At 63.5% G+C, this 14,801-nt stretch carries 14 protein-coding genes; 7 read left to right on the top strand and 7 right to left on the bottom strand.

Features of this window, described 5'->3' with window-relative positions:
* Positions 1-13: 13 nt before the first annotated feature.
* From FE811_RS10230 to FE811_RS10210, 5 genes are all read right to left on the bottom strand, one after another.
* The gene (locus tag FE811_RS10230) at positions 14-1,657 is read right to left on the bottom strand and encodes an AMP-binding protein (RefSeq protein WP_140847430.1); all 1,644 of its coding nucleotides are present in this window, start codon (positions 1,655-1,657) and stop codon (positions 14-16) included.
* A 72-nt stretch (positions 1,658-1,729) separates the two neighbouring features.
* Positions 1,730-2,425: an ABC transporter ATP-binding protein gene (locus FE811_RS10225; RefSeq protein ID WP_140847427.1), complete on the bottom strand. Its 696-nt coding sequence runs from the start codon at positions 2,423-2,425 to the stop codon at positions 1,730-1,732.
* Positions 2,422-3,120: an ABC transporter ATP-binding protein gene (locus FE811_RS10220; RefSeq protein ID WP_140847424.1), complete on the bottom strand. Its 699-nt coding sequence runs from the start codon at positions 3,118-3,120 to the stop codon at positions 2,422-2,424. Before FE811_RS10220 ends, FE811_RS10225 begins: the two co-directional genes overlap by 4 nt.
* Positions 3,117-4,112 carry a branched-chain amino acid ABC transporter permease gene (locus tag FE811_RS10215; protein WP_140847421.1) on the bottom strand — a complete coding sequence of 332 codons (996 nt, stop codon included), beginning with the start codon at positions 4,110-4,112 and terminating at the stop codon, positions 3,117-3,119. The genes FE811_RS10220 and FE811_RS10215 overlap by 4 nt, the downstream gene beginning before the upstream one ends.
* Complete coding sequence (locus FE811_RS10210) at positions 4,109-4,966, bottom strand: branched-chain amino acid ABC transporter permease (protein ID WP_140847419.1); 858 nt, start codon at positions 4,964-4,966, stop codon at positions 4,109-4,111. The genes FE811_RS10215 and FE811_RS10210 overlap by 4 nt, the downstream gene beginning before the upstream one ends.
* Before the next feature lie 364 nt (positions 4,967-5,330).
* Between FE811_RS10210 and FE811_RS10205 the strand changes: the two genes are divergently transcribed.
* The 7 genes from FE811_RS10205 (at position 5,331) to FE811_RS10175 (ending at position 14,099) form a co-directional block, all read left to right on the top strand.
* Positions 5,331-6,338, top strand: coding sequence for a hypothetical protein (locus FE811_RS10205; protein ID WP_140847416.1), 1,008 nt, complete (start codon positions 5,331-5,333; stop codon positions 6,336-6,338).
* 50 nt (positions 6,339-6,388) lie between these two features.
* On the top strand, positions 6,389-7,570 hold the full coding sequence (locus FE811_RS10200) for an ABC transporter substrate-binding protein (RefSeq protein ID WP_140847413.1): 1,182 nt from the start codon (positions 6,389-6,391) through the stop codon (positions 7,568-7,570).
* On the top strand, positions 7,567-8,841 hold the full coding sequence (locus tag FE811_RS10195) for a phosphotransferase family protein (RefSeq protein ID WP_219848876.1): 1,275 nt from the start codon (positions 7,567-7,569) through the stop codon (positions 8,839-8,841). Before FE811_RS10200 ends, FE811_RS10195 begins: the two co-directional genes overlap by 4 nt.
* Positions 8,841-9,380, top strand: coding sequence for a hypothetical protein (locus tag FE811_RS10190; RefSeq protein WP_140847410.1), 540 nt, complete (start codon positions 8,841-8,843; stop codon positions 9,378-9,380). The genes FE811_RS10195 and FE811_RS10190 overlap by 1 nt, the downstream gene beginning before the upstream one ends.
* A gap of 66 nt (positions 9,381-9,446) precedes the next feature.
* A complete protein-coding gene (locus FE811_RS10185) occupies positions 9,447-12,212 on the top strand; it encodes a LuxR C-terminal-related transcriptional regulator (protein ID WP_140847408.1) in 2,766 nt (921 codons plus the stop codon).
* Between the two features lie 101 nt (positions 12,213-12,313).
* Entirely contained in the window at positions 12,314-13,024 is a 711-nt protein-coding gene (locus tag FE811_RS10180) for a tyrosine-protein phosphatase (protein WP_140847405.1), read from the top strand.
* Between the two features lie 190 nt (positions 13,025-13,214).
* Entirely contained in the window at positions 13,215-14,099 is an 885-nt protein-coding gene (locus tag FE811_RS10175) for a DMT family transporter (protein ID WP_140847401.1), read from the top strand.
* Here FE811_RS10175 and FE811_RS28705 read toward each other — a convergent pair.
* Both FE811_RS28705 and FE811_RS10165 read right to left on the bottom strand, forming a co-directional pair.
* Positions 14,068-14,148, bottom strand: coding sequence for a LuxR C-terminal-related transcriptional regulator (locus FE811_RS28705; protein ID WP_140847509.1), 81 nt, complete (start codon positions 14,146-14,148; stop codon positions 14,068-14,070). The two genes, FE811_RS10175 and FE811_RS28705, sit on opposite strands and share 32 nt — an antisense overlap.
* Positions 14,149-14,398: 250 nt before the next feature.
* Positions 14,399-14,801 (bottom strand): 4Fe-4S dicluster domain-containing protein (locus tag FE811_RS10165; protein WP_181180845.1); only part of this gene is annotated, 403 nt, incomplete at its 5' end.

The raw sequence follows: 14,801 nt of genomic DNA, 5'->3' as shown, positions 1-14,801 counted from the left end.
GCCCGCGGGCAGGTCAGGCGCCGGCGCGCTGGTTGTAATAATCCGCATAGGTCTGGCGCAGGTCCATCTTGCGGACCTTGCCCGTCGCGCTCAGCGGGAACTCGGCGATCTGCACCACGTCGTCGGGCACCCACCATTTCGCCACCTGGCTGCTGATCAGGTCCAGGATCGCGCGCGCGTCCAGCACTGCGCCGTCGCGCAATTGCACGATCAGCAACGGCCGCTCCTGCCATTTGGGATGGCTGGCCGCGATGGCGGCGGCCTGGACCACATCGGGATGGCTGGCCGCGATCTTTTCAAGATCGGAAGAGCTGATCCACTCGCCCCCGGACTTGATGAGATCCTTGTCGCGGTCCACGATCTTCAGATAGCCGTCGGGGTCGATCGTCGCTATGTCGCCGGTGATCAGCCAGCCGTCGCCGTCCAGCGTGCAGTTCTCGGCCTGGTTCAGATACCCCTTGGCCGCCCACTGGCCCTTGACGCGCAGATGGCCCCGCGCCTTGCCGTCGCGCGGCAGGACATTGCCCTCGTCATCGACGATCCGGATGCGGGTGAGCGCGGTCTGGCGGCCATCCTTCAGCAGATAGGGCATGCGCTCTTCCAGCGGCAGGTCCGCATGATGGCTCAGCAGCGCGCCCGAGGTGCCGAACATGCATTCGGTCATGCCCCAGGTGTGGGTGGTGGCGATGCCGTTGTCGTGCAGCCAGGCGATCAGCCGCGGCGCCGCGCCGGCGCCCGAGGTCACGACCGATTCCAGCCTGCCCAGATCCAGCCCGTTCGCCCGGACATGCTCGATGATATTGGTCAGGATCGAGGGCACCATGGCCGCGCAGGTCACGCCCTCTTGCGCGATGACCCTCTGAAGGTTTTCGGGCGACAGGTTGCGTCCCGGCAGCACCAGCGGAACCCCCGCGTAAAGCGCGCCAAAGGGAAAGTTCCAGGCGTTGGAATGAAACATCGGCGCGACCGCCAGCAGGACTGGCCGGCCGCGGCGCGTGGGCGGCAGCCACCCCATCGAGGTGAAGGTCATCGTCTGCAACACCGTCGCGCGATGCGAATAGACGACACCCTTGGGCAGCCCGGTCGTTCCCGAGGTAAAGCAGATGGTCGAGGCGGAGCGCTCATCGAATTCCGGCCATTGGAACTCTTGCGATTCCGCCGCCAGCCAGTCCTCGTAGGATTCAAGGGTCAGCGGCCCGCCGTCGGGCAGGTTCTCGCGCGGCTCAAGGACCACGAAATGGCGCAGATGCGGCAATTTCCCGGCAAGCTCGATCACGCGCGGGACAAGGTCTGCGTCAAGGAAAAGAACCTCGGCCGCCCCTTCGTTGATGACATATTCCAGATGCTCCGAGGTCAGGCGCGGGTTGACGGTGTGGATGGGGCAGCCCATCCCGGTCGCGCCATAGAATATCTCCATGTGCCGGTGCGTGTTCCAGGCCAGGGTGGCCACCCGCTTGCCAAGGGTCATGCCCCGCGCCGTCAGGGCATTGGCCAGCTGCTTGCTGCGCCGGTTCATGTCCAGAAAACTGTAGCAGTGGCGGCGGCCTGCCAGATCGTAGGAGACGATTTCCGTCCGCCCATGCGCCTCGGCGCCATGGTCGTTGATCGCCGAGATCAACAGCGGCAGGTCCATGCTCAGACCCAAGAGATGTGACATCGCTTTCCTCCTGCCCGCGGGGCTTTCTTCCACGGACCCAATTTCGATCAAGCCCCGACGGGGCCTGAACACCTACAGTTCGAACAGATGGGCGTATTCCTCGGCCGCCATGTTGGCGCTGTCCCCCCCGCCCCTGACCTGCCCCTTCGCCATCACCACGAAGCGGTCGGTGACCGCCCGGATCAGCGCATGGTGCTGCTCGACCACCAGGATGCCGGTGCCGCTGGCGCGCACCTTCAGCAGCGCCTCGGTCAGGACATCAACCAGGACGGGCGCCAGCCCCTCGGTCGGCTCGTCCAGGACCAGCACCTCGGGATTGGCCATCAGCGCCCGGCCGATGGCCAGCATCTGAAGCTGCCCGCCCGACAGCGCCACGCCCGGCTGGCGGGCGCGCTCGCGCAGGATCGGGAACAGGTCGAAGACCGCCTCGAGGTTCCAGTCGCCCTTGCGACCCGTCGCCAGGCTCATGCACAGGTTTTCCTGCACTGTCAGGTTCGGCAGGATCATCCGCCCCTGGGGCGAGAACGACACGCCGAGATGCGCAGCGCGATAGGCGGGCAGCCGGTCGATGCGGGTACCGGCGACATGGATCTCGCCGCCGAAGATGCGGGTCTGGCCAAAGATCGACAGAAGCAGCGTCGATTTCCCGGCGCCGTTGCGTCCCAGGATGCCGACGGCTTCCCCGCGATCCACCGAAAGCGACAGGTTGCGCAGGATCGTCGCCTTGCCATAGCCTGAAGAAAGGCCCGAAATTTCCAGAAAGCTCATGCTGCGGTTCCCAGATAAGCGGCCACAACCTGCGGATTCGCGCGGATCTCGGCTGGGGTGCCGGTCGCAAGATGGCGGCCAAGATCAAGGACGGTCACCACATCCGACAAGGCGAAGACTGCCTCCACATCATGCTCAACGACGACGGCGGCAATGTTGCGTTCGGAGGCGAGCTTGCGCAGGTGCCGGAACAGGTGGGCCGTCTCTTCGGCGGAAAGCCCGGCGCCCGGCTCGTCCAGCAGCAGGATGTCGGGCATGCCGATCAGGCCCAGGGCCACATCGACGCGGCGCTGGACGCCATAGGCGGCGCGGGTGGCTTCGACGTTCAGCACCTCGCGCAGGTCCATCGTGTCGATGATCGCATCAAGATCCGGTTCGTTCAGATGGCTGGCCACAAGGTCAAGCTGCTCGAAGATCGTCAGCCCCGGAAAGATCGAGGTCTTCTGAAAAGACCGCGCCATGCCATTCTTGCGACGCCACTGGATGGTTTCGCGACTGATGTCGCGGTCCTTGTAGAAGATGCGCCCGGCACTGGGTCGGCGCTTGCCGACGATGGCGTCCATGAAGGTCGATTTCCCGGCGCCGTTCGGCCCGATGATGGAATGGACCTGCCCGCGCTGGCCCAGATCGACAGATATGTCGGTCAGCGCCTTGAACGCGCCGTAGGCGACGGTCAGATTCTCGACACGGATCATGCCCGGCCTCCTTGCCGCAGCAGCAGCCGCAACGGATGCAGGACGCCGCGCGGGATGAACAGGATGACAAGGATCACGGCGATGCCGGTGAACAGCTGGGAATAGCCCATCGCGCCGAATTCGCTGATTGCCCAGGTATAGATCACCCCGCCCAGGACCGGCCCGACGACCGAGGATACCCCGCCAGTGATCGCGGCCAGCAAGGCATTGGTCGAGGTGATGATGCTGAACATCTCGGGCGAGGCGAAACCGCTCGCCAGCGCCTGAATTACCCCCGCGACGCCGGCAGCCAGCCCCACCCCGGCAAAGGCACAGACGCGCGGCCAATAGGTATTGAAGCCGGAAAAGCGCATGCGCTCCTCGTTTTCCTTGATCGCGCGCAGGCGGACCCCGAAATGCGACAGCGCCACGACCAGGAAGATTCCGGCGATCACCCAGGTCGCAGACCAAATCAGCGGCCAGACGCGCGAAGCATCCAGCAGGTCCATCGCGTCGATGCCGAACACCCGCCCCTCGGGCATGAACAGCAGGCCGTCGCTGCCGCCGGTCGTCCTGCGCAGGCTTGGAAGCGCGACAAGATGGCGCATCAGCTCAGCCAGCGACAGGCAGATCATCATGAAGGCAAGTGGCTTCACGCGGATAACGATCGCCCCGATGAGAAAGGCCGCGACAAGCGTAAGAAGCAGCGCCAGCACGGCCGCCGCCATCGCCGAGAACCCGAAGCTATTCACCAAAATGGCGCAGGCATAGGCCCCGAGCCCGTAGTAGGTGGCGATCCCGAACAGCACCAGCCCGCATTGATGCATGACGAAGGCCACGCAAAGCGCAAGGATGCCGGTAATAAAGCCATTGTTCAGCATCGACTGCAGGTAGCCCCCCTCAAGATAGCCCGGCAGCAGGAAGCCGGCGAGGAATATGAGCAGCGCAAGTCCGCCGAGGATGGGCAGGCGCGCCCGCGAAGCGGCGCGAAGGGTCAGGGTGGCGCTGCTCATTCGGCGCTTCCTCCGAAGTTGAGTCCCTGCGGACGCCAAACCAGAATGGCGATCAGCATCAGATAGGGGATGAGAACGGAAATCTCGTGCAGGTAGACGGTGCCGAAGGTCTGCACGAAACCGAAGATCAGCGCGGCAAGGATCGCCCCCCAGATCGAGCCGGTGCCGCCGATCACCACCACGATCATGCAGGTGATGATCATCGCGACATCCATGCCGGGGTCGATCGAGAGATAGGGTCCAACCAGCACCCCGGCCAGTCCCGCGAAAGCGGTCGAGAGAGTCGAGATCAGCAGGCTCAGCCGGTTGGCATTGATTCCCATCATAGAGGACACGTCGGGCGCATGGCTGACAGCGCGGACGAACATACCCGTCCGGGTCGTGTTCAGCCAGACCGCCAGCGCGATGACCGAGCAAAGGCCGATCACGGTGATGAACAGCCGATAGACCGGATAGTCGGCGCCGAAGATCTTGATCGAGGACGCCAGAAGCGGCGGCGCCGACACCGAAAGCGGCGTGCCGCCATAGATGCGAATCACGATCTGCGCGATGACGATGCCGATGCCGAAGGTGATCAGCGCCACCTCGATCTGCTGGCGCTTTTCCAGCGGCCGCAGCACCAGAAGCTCCAGCAGCACGCCAAAGACCGACATGATCAGCGGCACGAGGATCAGCGCAGCCCAGAAGTTCATCCCCGAGGCAATGGTGTAGCCAAGATAGGCGCCGACCATGTAGATGGCGCCATGGCCGAAGTTCATTACCCTCCGCAAACCGAAGATCAACGCCAGACCGCTTGCCATCATGATATACAGCGACGACACGGCCAGCGCGTTCAGTATCAATGTGGGTATCATTCCCGCCCCTCCCAAAGCGAAGAAGTCCCGGCAGACCCGTGGACTAAGGGCCCTTCCGGTCCCCGCTGTGGCGTATCGGCGACCGGCACAGTCAGGACTTTAAAACGCTAGCAAACTATATGCTAGCAGTCAACATCCCGCATCCGACTTGGCTTCCCTGTCTCGAACCGGCGCACCAGCAGCCTGCGGACCGTCTGCGGAAATGGCCCTTGTCCCGATCTGGATAATCCCCGCATCCCGCCTTTGCCGCCACCCTTAGGTGTGGTTGGAACGGCGGTCCGCGTTTCGGAAAGTCCGGGCTGTTCCGGCACTGGTGCAATTGCGCCCTGCCACGGATCGACAACAGCAAGACAAGGAGACTTCGATGATCACCGCAGACATGATCGACTTCCAGGCGCCGCCCGATGCCGATCACAACTGGGTCGAGACCATGGTCCTGCCCTTCGTGATTCCCGAAGAGGGGATTTCCGCACTGGTCTATGTCTGCATCCGCCCCGGACTGGGGGTCATGGCCAATCAGGTGATGATCAATGGGGCGCTGTCCGACAACCGCATGGACCTGCTGCACTACTGCGACCACCAGCACATGCCCGCCCCCGCCAGCCTGCGGCGTTTCAGCTCAGAGATCGGGCTTTCGGTCCATTTCCACAACGCCCCGCGCGATATCCGGCTGGATTACCAGGCGCCCGACGGGACCGAGTTCCACATCGAGTTCCAGGGCCTGATGGATCCCTTCGACACCCACGATCCCAACCACAGCCCGCAGGCACGCAAGGTCGAGGACATGCATGCCGACATCAATGTCGGCGAGAAGCACCGTGCGGGCCATTTCGACATGACCGGCCGGATCACCGGCACGCTGAAGGTCCGCGGCCGCAGCTTCACGGTCGATTGCATCGAACGCATGGATCATTCCTGGGGTCCGCGCAATCCCACCACGATCAAGAACATGTATATCGTTTCGGCGACTTTCGACGAGAACCTGTTCTATCACATGATTTGTCCGTGGAAGCCCGACGCCCCCCGCGCCCAGCGTTTCAGCCTGACACATGGCTATGTCTGCGAGAATGGCGAGGTCCTGGGCCTGACCGACCACCTGCGGATGGATGTCCAGCACCTGGGGCTGGTCGCCTGCGGCCTGCAAATGGAAGTGAAAGACATCCGTGGCAAGACGCATGAACTGAGCGCATCGCTGAACGTCGGTGCGCCCTGGATCCCCTATTCCAGCGCGATTTCCTACTTGGGGCTGATGAACTTTTACCGCGCCGGCCGTCCCGGCTACGGGATCATCATGGCCAATTACAGCCTGCCCTGGCTGCTGGAGCGGCAGGCGCGGTTCCACGATGCACTGTGCCCCAAGGTCATGGCCTGAGGAAAGCCTCGCCGCCAGGGCAACCGATACCATGAAAAAGGGAGGAAGAGATGAAACAGGGATTGCTGGCCCTTGCAGCGGCATGGATGCTGACCGGCCCGGCTTGGGCCGAAGAGTTCCGGATGGGCGCGCTGATGATCGATACCGGCCCGCTGGCGTCCTTCTATGAAAGCGGCCGCAACGCGCTGCTGCTGGCAGAGGAGGAGATCAACGCCGAAGGCGGCATCGACGGCAATACGGTCAAGGTGGTGATCGCCACCCATTCAGGCACGCCCGAGGCCGCGATGCAGGCGGCGTCACGGCTGGTCCAGCGGGACCACGTGAACGGGCTGACGGGAATGCTGAATTCCTCGATTGCGCGGCAGCTTCTCGCGCGTTCGGATGCGCTCGGGGTGGTGGTGCTGGACCCCTTCTCGACTGCGGTGATGGAATGCCGCCCGAACTTCTTCCGCTTCCGCGTCGATGACCCCAGTCTGATCAAGAGCTATGAGGCCTTCGTCAAGGAAAGCGGCATCACCGACTGGGACATCCTGGCGGCGGACTATACCGCGGGGCATGAATCCGCCGCCAACTTCCGCAAGATGATCGAGGGCCAGGGCGGAACCGTGCACCAGACGCTTTTCGCTACGATGGGCACCACCGACTTCGGCGCGCAAATCATCCAGCTGCTGAACTCGCCCTCCAAGGGGCTGTTCGTCAGCGTTTATGGCACCGACGCCGTGGTTTTTTCCAAGCAGCAGTCGCAATTCGGCGTCGATCAGAAGTTCAGCGCCCTGCTGGGGTCAAACTATGCGCTGCCGGGCGTATTGCAGGCGATGGGCAAGACGGCAACCGCGGTGACGCAGCCGGTCAGCTATGCGCCCAATGTCAACATCGCGACCAACGCCACCTTTGCCCAACGCTTCCGCGAGCGGTTTGGGAGCGACCCGGACGATGTGGCCTTCGACCACTATATCGTCATGCACGCCTTCGCCGACGGCTTGCGCAAGGCGGGCTCTGGCCGGACCGAGGACCTGCGCGCAGCACTGGCCGGGCTTGAACTGGATACGCCCTTGGGCCCGCTGTCGTTCCGCGCCGAAGACCACCAGATCCTGCGCCCGATCTTCTATGCCGACATCGCCGACGACCCCCAGCATCCGGGCCGGGTGAAATACGACATCACCCGCACGCTTGACCCCAAGGAATTCATGGTCGCCGCTGACGACAGCTGCGCAACGGAGGAGAAGCAATGACCGCAACGCGACTGCACGGCCACCTGTCATCGGATGCGGTCGGCCTGGCCGATACAGCCTGGATGCCCGGAACCGATCCGGCCGAACGGGACAACCCTTCGTCCGGGTTCATCCGGCGCATGCGCGATCTCTATCCCGTTGAGGAGGAGATCGACCGCGCCTTGACCCGCAAGATGGAACGCCGTGCTGGGCCAGCCTATCAGCGCGTGACGATCGGGATGATCGATGCCTGTCTGGGCGCGATGCTGCACGACAAGGGCGTGCGCGAGTTCCATATCCGTAACCACCGATGGATGACGGGTGGCGTCTCAAAGATCCAGTTGGCGTTCGATCTGTCCTGGCAGGATGAAAGCGGCCCGCGTGATGAGCGCATGGTGATCCGCATGGACCCCAGCGAGGGCAGCAACGCGACCAGCCGCCAGCGCGAATTCGACGTGCTGGCCCATGTGCGCGGTCACCTGCCAGTGCCTGAGGTATTCTGGGTCGACCCTGACGGACGTTGGTTCCCCGAACCGGCGCTGGTCTATGCCTTTGCCGAGGGTGTCGCCAAGCCCAGCCGCGGCAATGAGCTGAAGGTCAGTGGAATCGGCACCTATTTCCCGCCCGCTCTGCGGGCACCGCTGGCGGAACAGTTCATCGCCCATCTGGCGCGGCTGCACAGCATTACGGTCGTTCCGGCGCGGCTGGCCAGCTTTACCCTGCCGCCGCTGGGCACGGCGGAAAGCGCGTTGCTGCAACTGAACCGCGCCGCGCGCATCTGGGACGAGGACCGTTTCGAGGATTCCCCGGTGATCGAGGTCGCACTGTCCTGGCTGCGCGAGAACGCCCCGGCGCTGGATCATTGCAGCATCAATCACGGCGATTACAGATCGGGCAATTTCCTGTTCGACGAGAATGCCGCCCGGATCACCGCTTGGCTGGATTGGGAGCGGTGCTTCATCGGCGACCGCCACCGCGACCTGGCTTGGACCACACAATTGAGCGTGGGCAATTTCTCGGGCCGGGATGGCAGCTTCCTCGTCTGCGGGCTGGTGCCCTTCGATGAATTCGTGGACCGTTATTCCCACGCGTCCGGGCTGGAGGTCGATCGGCGCAGGCTAGACTATTACCGCATCCTGAATGCGGCCCAGGTCTATGCTTCGGTCAGCGCCAGCGCCGGGCGGGTGGTGCGGCTGGGCAAGACGCATCAGGATATTGTGTTGGTTCATGTGCAGGCCGTGGGCGCGATGGTCATGGACGAATTGCGTGAACTGCTGGAAAGGGCCGCCTGATGGACCGCATCGACACCGCCCTCCGGGGCATATCGAAATCCCTCCGCGATGCCGTCCTGCCCGCTGTTGATCCGGCCGATCCGCTGGCGCAGGACCAGCTTGGGCTGGTCGTCCGCTATGTGGACTTCCTGCGCGACCGGATCGATCTGCTGCATGGCCGCGAACGGGCGGAACTGCGCTATCAGGCCGGAATCGCCGCGATCCTGCTGGAGCTGGCGCCCGAGGCTTCCGCGGCTGGGTGCCTGGCGGTGCTGGCCGAGGCCGCACGCCAGGCGCTGGCCGATCCGGAGCGGGCCACCAGCGACATCCGCGACTGTCGTGACCAACTGGGTACGGCTACGACCAAGGCGTTGCGCGAACTTGGGCGGACAGGGAAAGCCCGCGCGATCCGCCACGCGGTTCTGGCAAGAAGCAGGACCCGGATCACGCGGGAACGGCTCTGGTTCCAACCGCTGGGCTTCGACCAGATGCAGGCCGATCCCGCGCAGCTGCGCCCCCTTCTGCAGCACGATCCGACGTACGCGACCCAAAACCCGTAAGGGCTTCCCCACAGGCACATAATTCGCTAGCATACGTTTATCGCTGGAACGCGAGGGGAGGCGCGGATGAAAGCCGAATCCATGATGGCCATGACCGGTGCAGAGCCTGTGCTGCCCCGGCATGAATCCCAGGACGGCCGGTTCTCGGCAGCGCCGCTGATGTTTCATTTCCGACCGGTCAGGACATGCCTGGTCTCGGCGATCCTGCAGCGACTGGTCACGGCCGACGCCAAGGCTGCGATGATCGACCTGATCGTTGCCCCCAATGGCTGGGGGAAGACGGTTGCCGCAAGTCAGGTCTATCATCATTGGGTCGAGGAGCTGAAGCGCCCGGGGCTATGGCTGGGACTCAACCGGGCGAATACCGGCTCCTGGGCGCTTTTCACACATCTGATCGCGCGTCTTGATCGCGTCGTCGCCGACGCAAGGGGTTCTCCGACCCCGGCTGGTGCCGGGATCGAGCAGTCCTGTCCCTCGCATCTGGCCTATCTGCTGGAACGGTTGCCCCGCCCGTTCCTGATCTGCATCGACAACGCCGATTATTGCGCCGGCAATCCGGAGTCCGGCGATTTGCCGGATTTCCTCGCGGAACTGGTCCAGACTGCACCCGCGGGCGTGCATCTGCTGGTCACTGCGAACCGTCCGACCGGCAGCGACCTGACGGCCGCGCGGCTGAACAACCGCCTTTGGCTGCATGGCACGGCCGACCTGGCGCTGACCGAGGGCGAGGCACGCCAGATCCTGGAGGAAGGGCTGCACCCGGTCGAAGACACGACGCTGAATACGCTGATCGCCAGGACCGAAGGCTGGGCTGCCGGGCTGCGGCTGGGCCGGCTGCTGCTTGACCACGCGCCGGACGGCGCCACCCTGGCCAACTGGCTTTCGGGTGACGCCCCGGATCTGCGGTCCTGGTTCGATCATCATGTGCTTGGGGCGATCCCGGTCGAGACGCAAGACTTTCTGCACCATGCCTCGCTGTTTCCCCATTTCAGCGCCGCGCAGATGGCCGAGGTCGCGGGCATCGCCGATGCCCCTCGGCACCTGTCCATGCTGCTGGACGCGGGAATGTTCATCATCCCCGTCTCGGCGCATGAGCAAACCTATCGGTTTCACACTCTGTTCCTGGCCCGGCTGCGGTCCGAGGCCGAGCAGCGGATACCCGCCGCACGGCGCCAGGAATGCCACCGCCGCATGGCCCAATGGTCAATGCGGCAAGGCGCTTGGCAGACCGCCATCGATTCGGCTATCCAGTCGCGGGACCATGGCTTCATCAGTACCGTTCTGGAGCAGGCGGCACCGCGGTTGGTCCAGGATCAGGGCCGCCTGCAAGCCTACATGCAGATCGTGGATGACCTGCTGGCGCAAGGCATATCGCTGGGGGTCGAAGCCCGATACTGGTATGCCTTTGCGCTGTCGTTCCAACTGCGCCACGCCTCGGCGGACACGCAGCGGCGGCGGCTGGCGGACTTGCTGGACGCGACAGACCCCGGCCATGCCGATTTCTCGCATCGGCTGGCGCATCTGTTGGTCGCCTTCGCCTTTTTGGCCGACGACATCCCGGCGGCGGGGCGCCATGCCCAGGCGTGGCTCGATGCCCCTACGGCGAAGGATCCCTTTGACCGCGGTTGGGTGCTGTCGATTCTGGCCGTCCACCACTTGATGTCCTATCGGTTTGCCGAGGCCCGCGAATGCCTGCGCAAGGCTGCGCCAATGATCCGCGAAGCCGGCTCTCCCTATCTGACGGCTTGGTGCGAGCTGATCCGCGGCACTGTCTCCATTTATGAAGGCAACTTGTCCAAGGCGCGCCAGATCATCGATGCCACGTTGGTCGCAGCCGAACAAAGCATGGGACCCGAAGCCGAGATTTGCGACACGATCTGTTCGATCGGCTCGAAATGCGCCTTCGAGCAGGGGGACCATCTGGTCGCGCGCGCCTGGCTGGAGCGCGGCCTGCGCAGCATGGACCGTCACGGTACTGTCGGATCCAGTGCCTATGCCGTGGAAACGGCAATCGCCTATTGGAACGGCGACGAAACGGCCTTGTCGTTCCAGCGACTTGAAACGCTGATCGGCACCCATGCTCCGCGCCTGGCGCTGACCTTCCGATGCCTGGTGGCCCGGAGGCTGGTCCAACTCGGGCGGGTGCAGGATGCGGAAGCGGTGGCCCGAGAAATCGACCTTGACGTGCGCAAGGCAGTTCTGCGCAACCATCGCGACGAACAGCCCGCCCGCTTCCGCGATCTGCTCGTCATGATCTCGATCGAGGTGCTGCACGGCCGGGGCGACCATGCAGGATCGCTGAAACTGGCCGAACGGGAACTGCGCCGGGCAAAGCACGAGGGCCGGATGCTGCGATGCGTCCGGCTAGAGCTGACGCTCATGTCGATCAGTTTCCAGACCGGCCGGCAACCGGGGGCTTTGCGCCATCTTCTGGCCGCGCTTCGGCAGGCCGAGCGGTGCGGCATCCTCCAGCCGTTCCAGAATCACCGTGCTGTCATTGCGGCGCTTGTCGGCAGTTTGGGACAGCGGCTGGAAAGCTGCTTTCCGACGCGCGGAGAAAGGGCCTTCGTCGGCGGGGTTCTGGATTTGCTTGGGCTGGACGAAGGTCTTTCGGTTCCGCAGCCCGAGCGTGGTTGCGTTGCGCTTGGCGCGCTCAGTGAACGCGAACACGAACTGATGCAACTGGTCAGCAGCGGCATGAGCAATGCGGTAATCGCAAGATTGCTTGGCCTTAGCGAGAACACGGTCAAATGGCACCTCAAGAATGTATTCCGCAAGCTGAACGTCGTGAACCGGACCTCGGCAGTGCGCCGTTTCATCCAGGATGCATAGTCCCGCAAAGGTTGGACTCGGGGCGACACAGGCCACGACGCCTCGGCCACACACACCGCAGCCACACATAAGTCTATCCAGCTTCCAGAAAGGGTGCCGCAATGCTGTTGAACTTCCGCGAAATCTCGGGTCTTCGGGGGCACGAAGGACGCACGATCCGGCCGGGACTGATCTTTCGCGGCGGCGCGGTCACCGATCCCGCAACAGCCGGAAACGTGGAGAACCGTCGCGTGACGACGGTCTACGATCTGCGCAACCGGCGCGAAGAGGCCGAGCGCCCCTCGGCCTTGCGCGGGCTGGAATTGCGGCATCCGCTCCGGCACCATGACATTGATGTTGCCGCACCTATTCGCATGGTGAGCGAGGGTACCGCCCAGGCCGAAGGCAACCGCGCCGCAATGCTGGCAATCTATGGCGAATTCCACAAGACGTTCCTGCCGACGTTCGAGGCTGTTTTCGCCGATCTGCTGACAAGCGAAGGTCCGATCTATATCCATTGCGCGGTAGGCAAGGATCGCACCGGAGCCATGGTGGCGCTGCTGCTGAGTGCGCTTGGCGTCGGACGCAAAGCGATCAAGGACGACTATCTGCTCAGCAACGATGCTTATCACGACATCGCCGCAAGCGTTCGCCTGCGCCACCCGCATCTGTCGGCGTTGGACAATCCGGCGCTGCGCCCGATACTTCACGTCGAAACGGCCTATCTGGACGCGTTCCTCGCCAGCATGGGATCGCCCGAAACCTATCTGCGGCAAAGCATTGGACTTGATGAAGCCGCGTTTGTCGCATTGCGCCGGCGCTTTCTGGATTGAACCTTTGGGCGCAAGGGGCTGGTCCGTTTATTTAATACCCTAGCAAATAGTATTCATATGCATGTAATTTATCCATACTGCTTTGCTGTCCCAACAAGGACGCGTCCGGCATCCGTTCCCACATGAGCCTGGCGATGACTGGCAAGAGGCTTGCACCTACGCATCCATCTTTGGCAGAAGGCAGGCCCAGATGAGCTTCCCCATGAAAGGGCCTGCAAGCCCGCCCTGCAGGCCCCAGCAACAAGTGCGCGGCTTCTATTGGGTGATGCTGACGTTCTTCCTGTTTTCACTTTGCGATGTGATGACCAAGCAGATCTCGACCAGCTATCATCCCGTGCAGGTGGCGTGGGCGCGGCAAGCGGGCCTTTTCGTCGGAGCTCTTGGCTTGCTGTGGGCGGGCGGGCTTTCGACATTGCATTCCCGCCGACCCGGATTGCAAATTCTGCGGGGTGCGACTTCGATCGTCTCGACCGTCTTTTTCGTTGCCGCCTTGCGCTATCTTCCTTTGGCAGATGCGACAGCCGTCACTTTCGTCGCTCCGCTGCTGATTACTGCACTTGCACCGTTCCTGCTGAAGGAACAGGTCAGCCCGGCGCGCTGGTGCGCTGTCGGGATCGGGCTGGTCGGGACGCTGATCGTGCTTCGCCCCGGTGTGGGTGACGATGTCGTTCGTCGCTTTGCCGAACATCGGTGTCGATGTCCTGGTGGGCGGCGATGGCTGCGTGTTTCACCAAAATATTCGCGCCGCGCCGGGCGGTTCGTTGTTTTCCTGCAAAGGAAAGGTGTCGCGCGACTACCCCGTCTCGTAGGGCCCGATCCGGCGGCGAAGTCTTGCAGCGCGTTGATGGGGTCCTGTCCATCTTCGGGCCCTCGTTCATCGGCGAGGGCAAAGGCAATCCAACCAAGGGCGCCGCAGCACGTGTCCGGAAGCTGCCTTTCCTGTCGAATCAGGTCTCGTGGCGGGCCGGATACGCGCCGCCCGCATAAGGTGCCCGTCAAAAATAATCTTGGCAAAAGGGCGTTTTGGGGGGTCTTTGCACCGGTTACCGATAGACATTGCGCAGATGCCATTTGACCGTCTTGTCCGAGATCCCCTCGAGCCGGGCAATCTGCGGATTGGACAAACCCTGTCCTCCTCCCTGACCTGCCGGTGCAGCATGCGGCTGGACACGGGGCGAAGCCTCTGGACTTTGCCGTGCCGGGCTGGGGCCCTTATGGACGCATGCGGAATGTCATCTAGCTGATGAAAGCTAGGAGGATTCGTCCGCGCGCGGCCCATCCTTTAGGAGGGGAGGAGGAGGGTATTTGGCATTTGACGGGGCATCCCGGAGGCGGGATGCTCAGCCGCGCACGGGGGGCTGTCGGGCGGGGCGATCACATATTCGGGTAATTCGGCCCGTCTCCGCCCTGGGGTGTGGTCCAGTTGATGTTCTGGGAGGGATCCTTGATGTCGCAGGTCTTGCAATGGACGCAGTTCTGGAAGTTGATCTGGAAGCGCGGGCCATCGTCGCCCTCCAGCACCTCGTAGACCCCGGCCGGGCAATAGCGCTGCGCCGGCTCGGCATAAAGCGGCAGGTTCACCGCGATGGGGATCGCAGGATCCTTCAGCTTCAGGTGGCAGGGCTGGCTTTCCTCGTGGTTGGTAAAGGAAAACGCCACGTTGGTGAGGCGGTCGAAGCTGAGCTTGCCGTCCGGCCTGGGATAGTCGATGGGCTTGAAATCCGCCGCCTTGCCGGTGGCCTGCGCATCGGTCTTGCCGTGCTTCCAGGTGCCCAAG

The sequence above is a fragment of the Paracoccus sp. FO-3 genome, assembly GCF_006386455.1.
Lineage (GTDB): Bacteria > Pseudomonadota > Alphaproteobacteria > Rhodobacterales > Rhodobacteraceae > Paracoccus > Paracoccus versutus.
Note: the sequence above shows the minus strand (reverse complement) of the source record. Positions and strands in the feature narration are given on the sequence as shown.

Excerpts from the sequence above, each read along its gene's own strand:
- FE811_RS10230 (WP_140847430.1), bottom strand. The coding sequence starts at position 1,657 with ATGTCACATCTCTTGGGTCTGAGCATGGACCTGCCGCTGTTGATCTCG.
- FE811_RS10225 (WP_140847427.1), bottom strand. The coding sequence starts at position 2,425 with ATGAGCTTTCTGGAAATTTCGGGCCTTTCTTCAGGCTATGGCAAGGCG.
- FE811_RS10220 (WP_140847424.1), bottom strand. The coding sequence starts at position 3,120 with ATGATCCGTGTCGAGAATCTGACCGTCGCCTACGGCGCGTTCAAGGCG.
- FE811_RS10215 (WP_140847421.1), bottom strand. The coding sequence starts at position 4,112 with ATGAGCAGCGCCACCCTGACCCTTCGCGCCGCTTCGCGGGCGCGCCTG.
- FE811_RS10210 (WP_140847419.1), bottom strand. The coding sequence starts at position 4,966 with ATGATACCCACATTGATACTGAACGCGCTGGCCGTGTCGTCGCTGTAT.
- FE811_RS10205 (WP_140847416.1), top strand. The coding sequence starts at position 5,331 with ATGATCACCGCAGACATGATCGACTTCCAGGCGCCGCCCGATGCCGAT.
- FE811_RS10200 (WP_140847413.1), top strand. The coding sequence starts at position 6,389 with ATGAAACAGGGATTGCTGGCCCTTGCAGCGGCATGGATGCTGACCGGC.
- FE811_RS10195 (WP_219848876.1), top strand. The coding sequence starts at position 7,567 with ATGACCGCAACGCGACTGCACGGCCACCTGTCATCGGATGCGGTCGGC.
- FE811_RS10190 (WP_140847410.1), top strand. The coding sequence starts at position 8,841 with ATGGACCGCATCGACACCGCCCTCCGGGGCATATCGAAATCCCTCCGC.
- FE811_RS10185 (WP_140847408.1), top strand. The coding sequence starts at position 9,447 with ATGAAAGCCGAATCCATGATGGCCATGACCGGTGCAGAGCCTGTGCTG.
- FE811_RS10180 (WP_140847405.1), top strand. The coding sequence starts at position 12,314 with ATGCTGTTGAACTTCCGCGAAATCTCGGGTCTTCGGGGGCACGAAGGA.
- FE811_RS10175 (WP_140847401.1), top strand. The coding sequence starts at position 13,215 with ATGAGCTTCCCCATGAAAGGGCCTGCAAGCCCGCCCTGCAGGCCCCAG.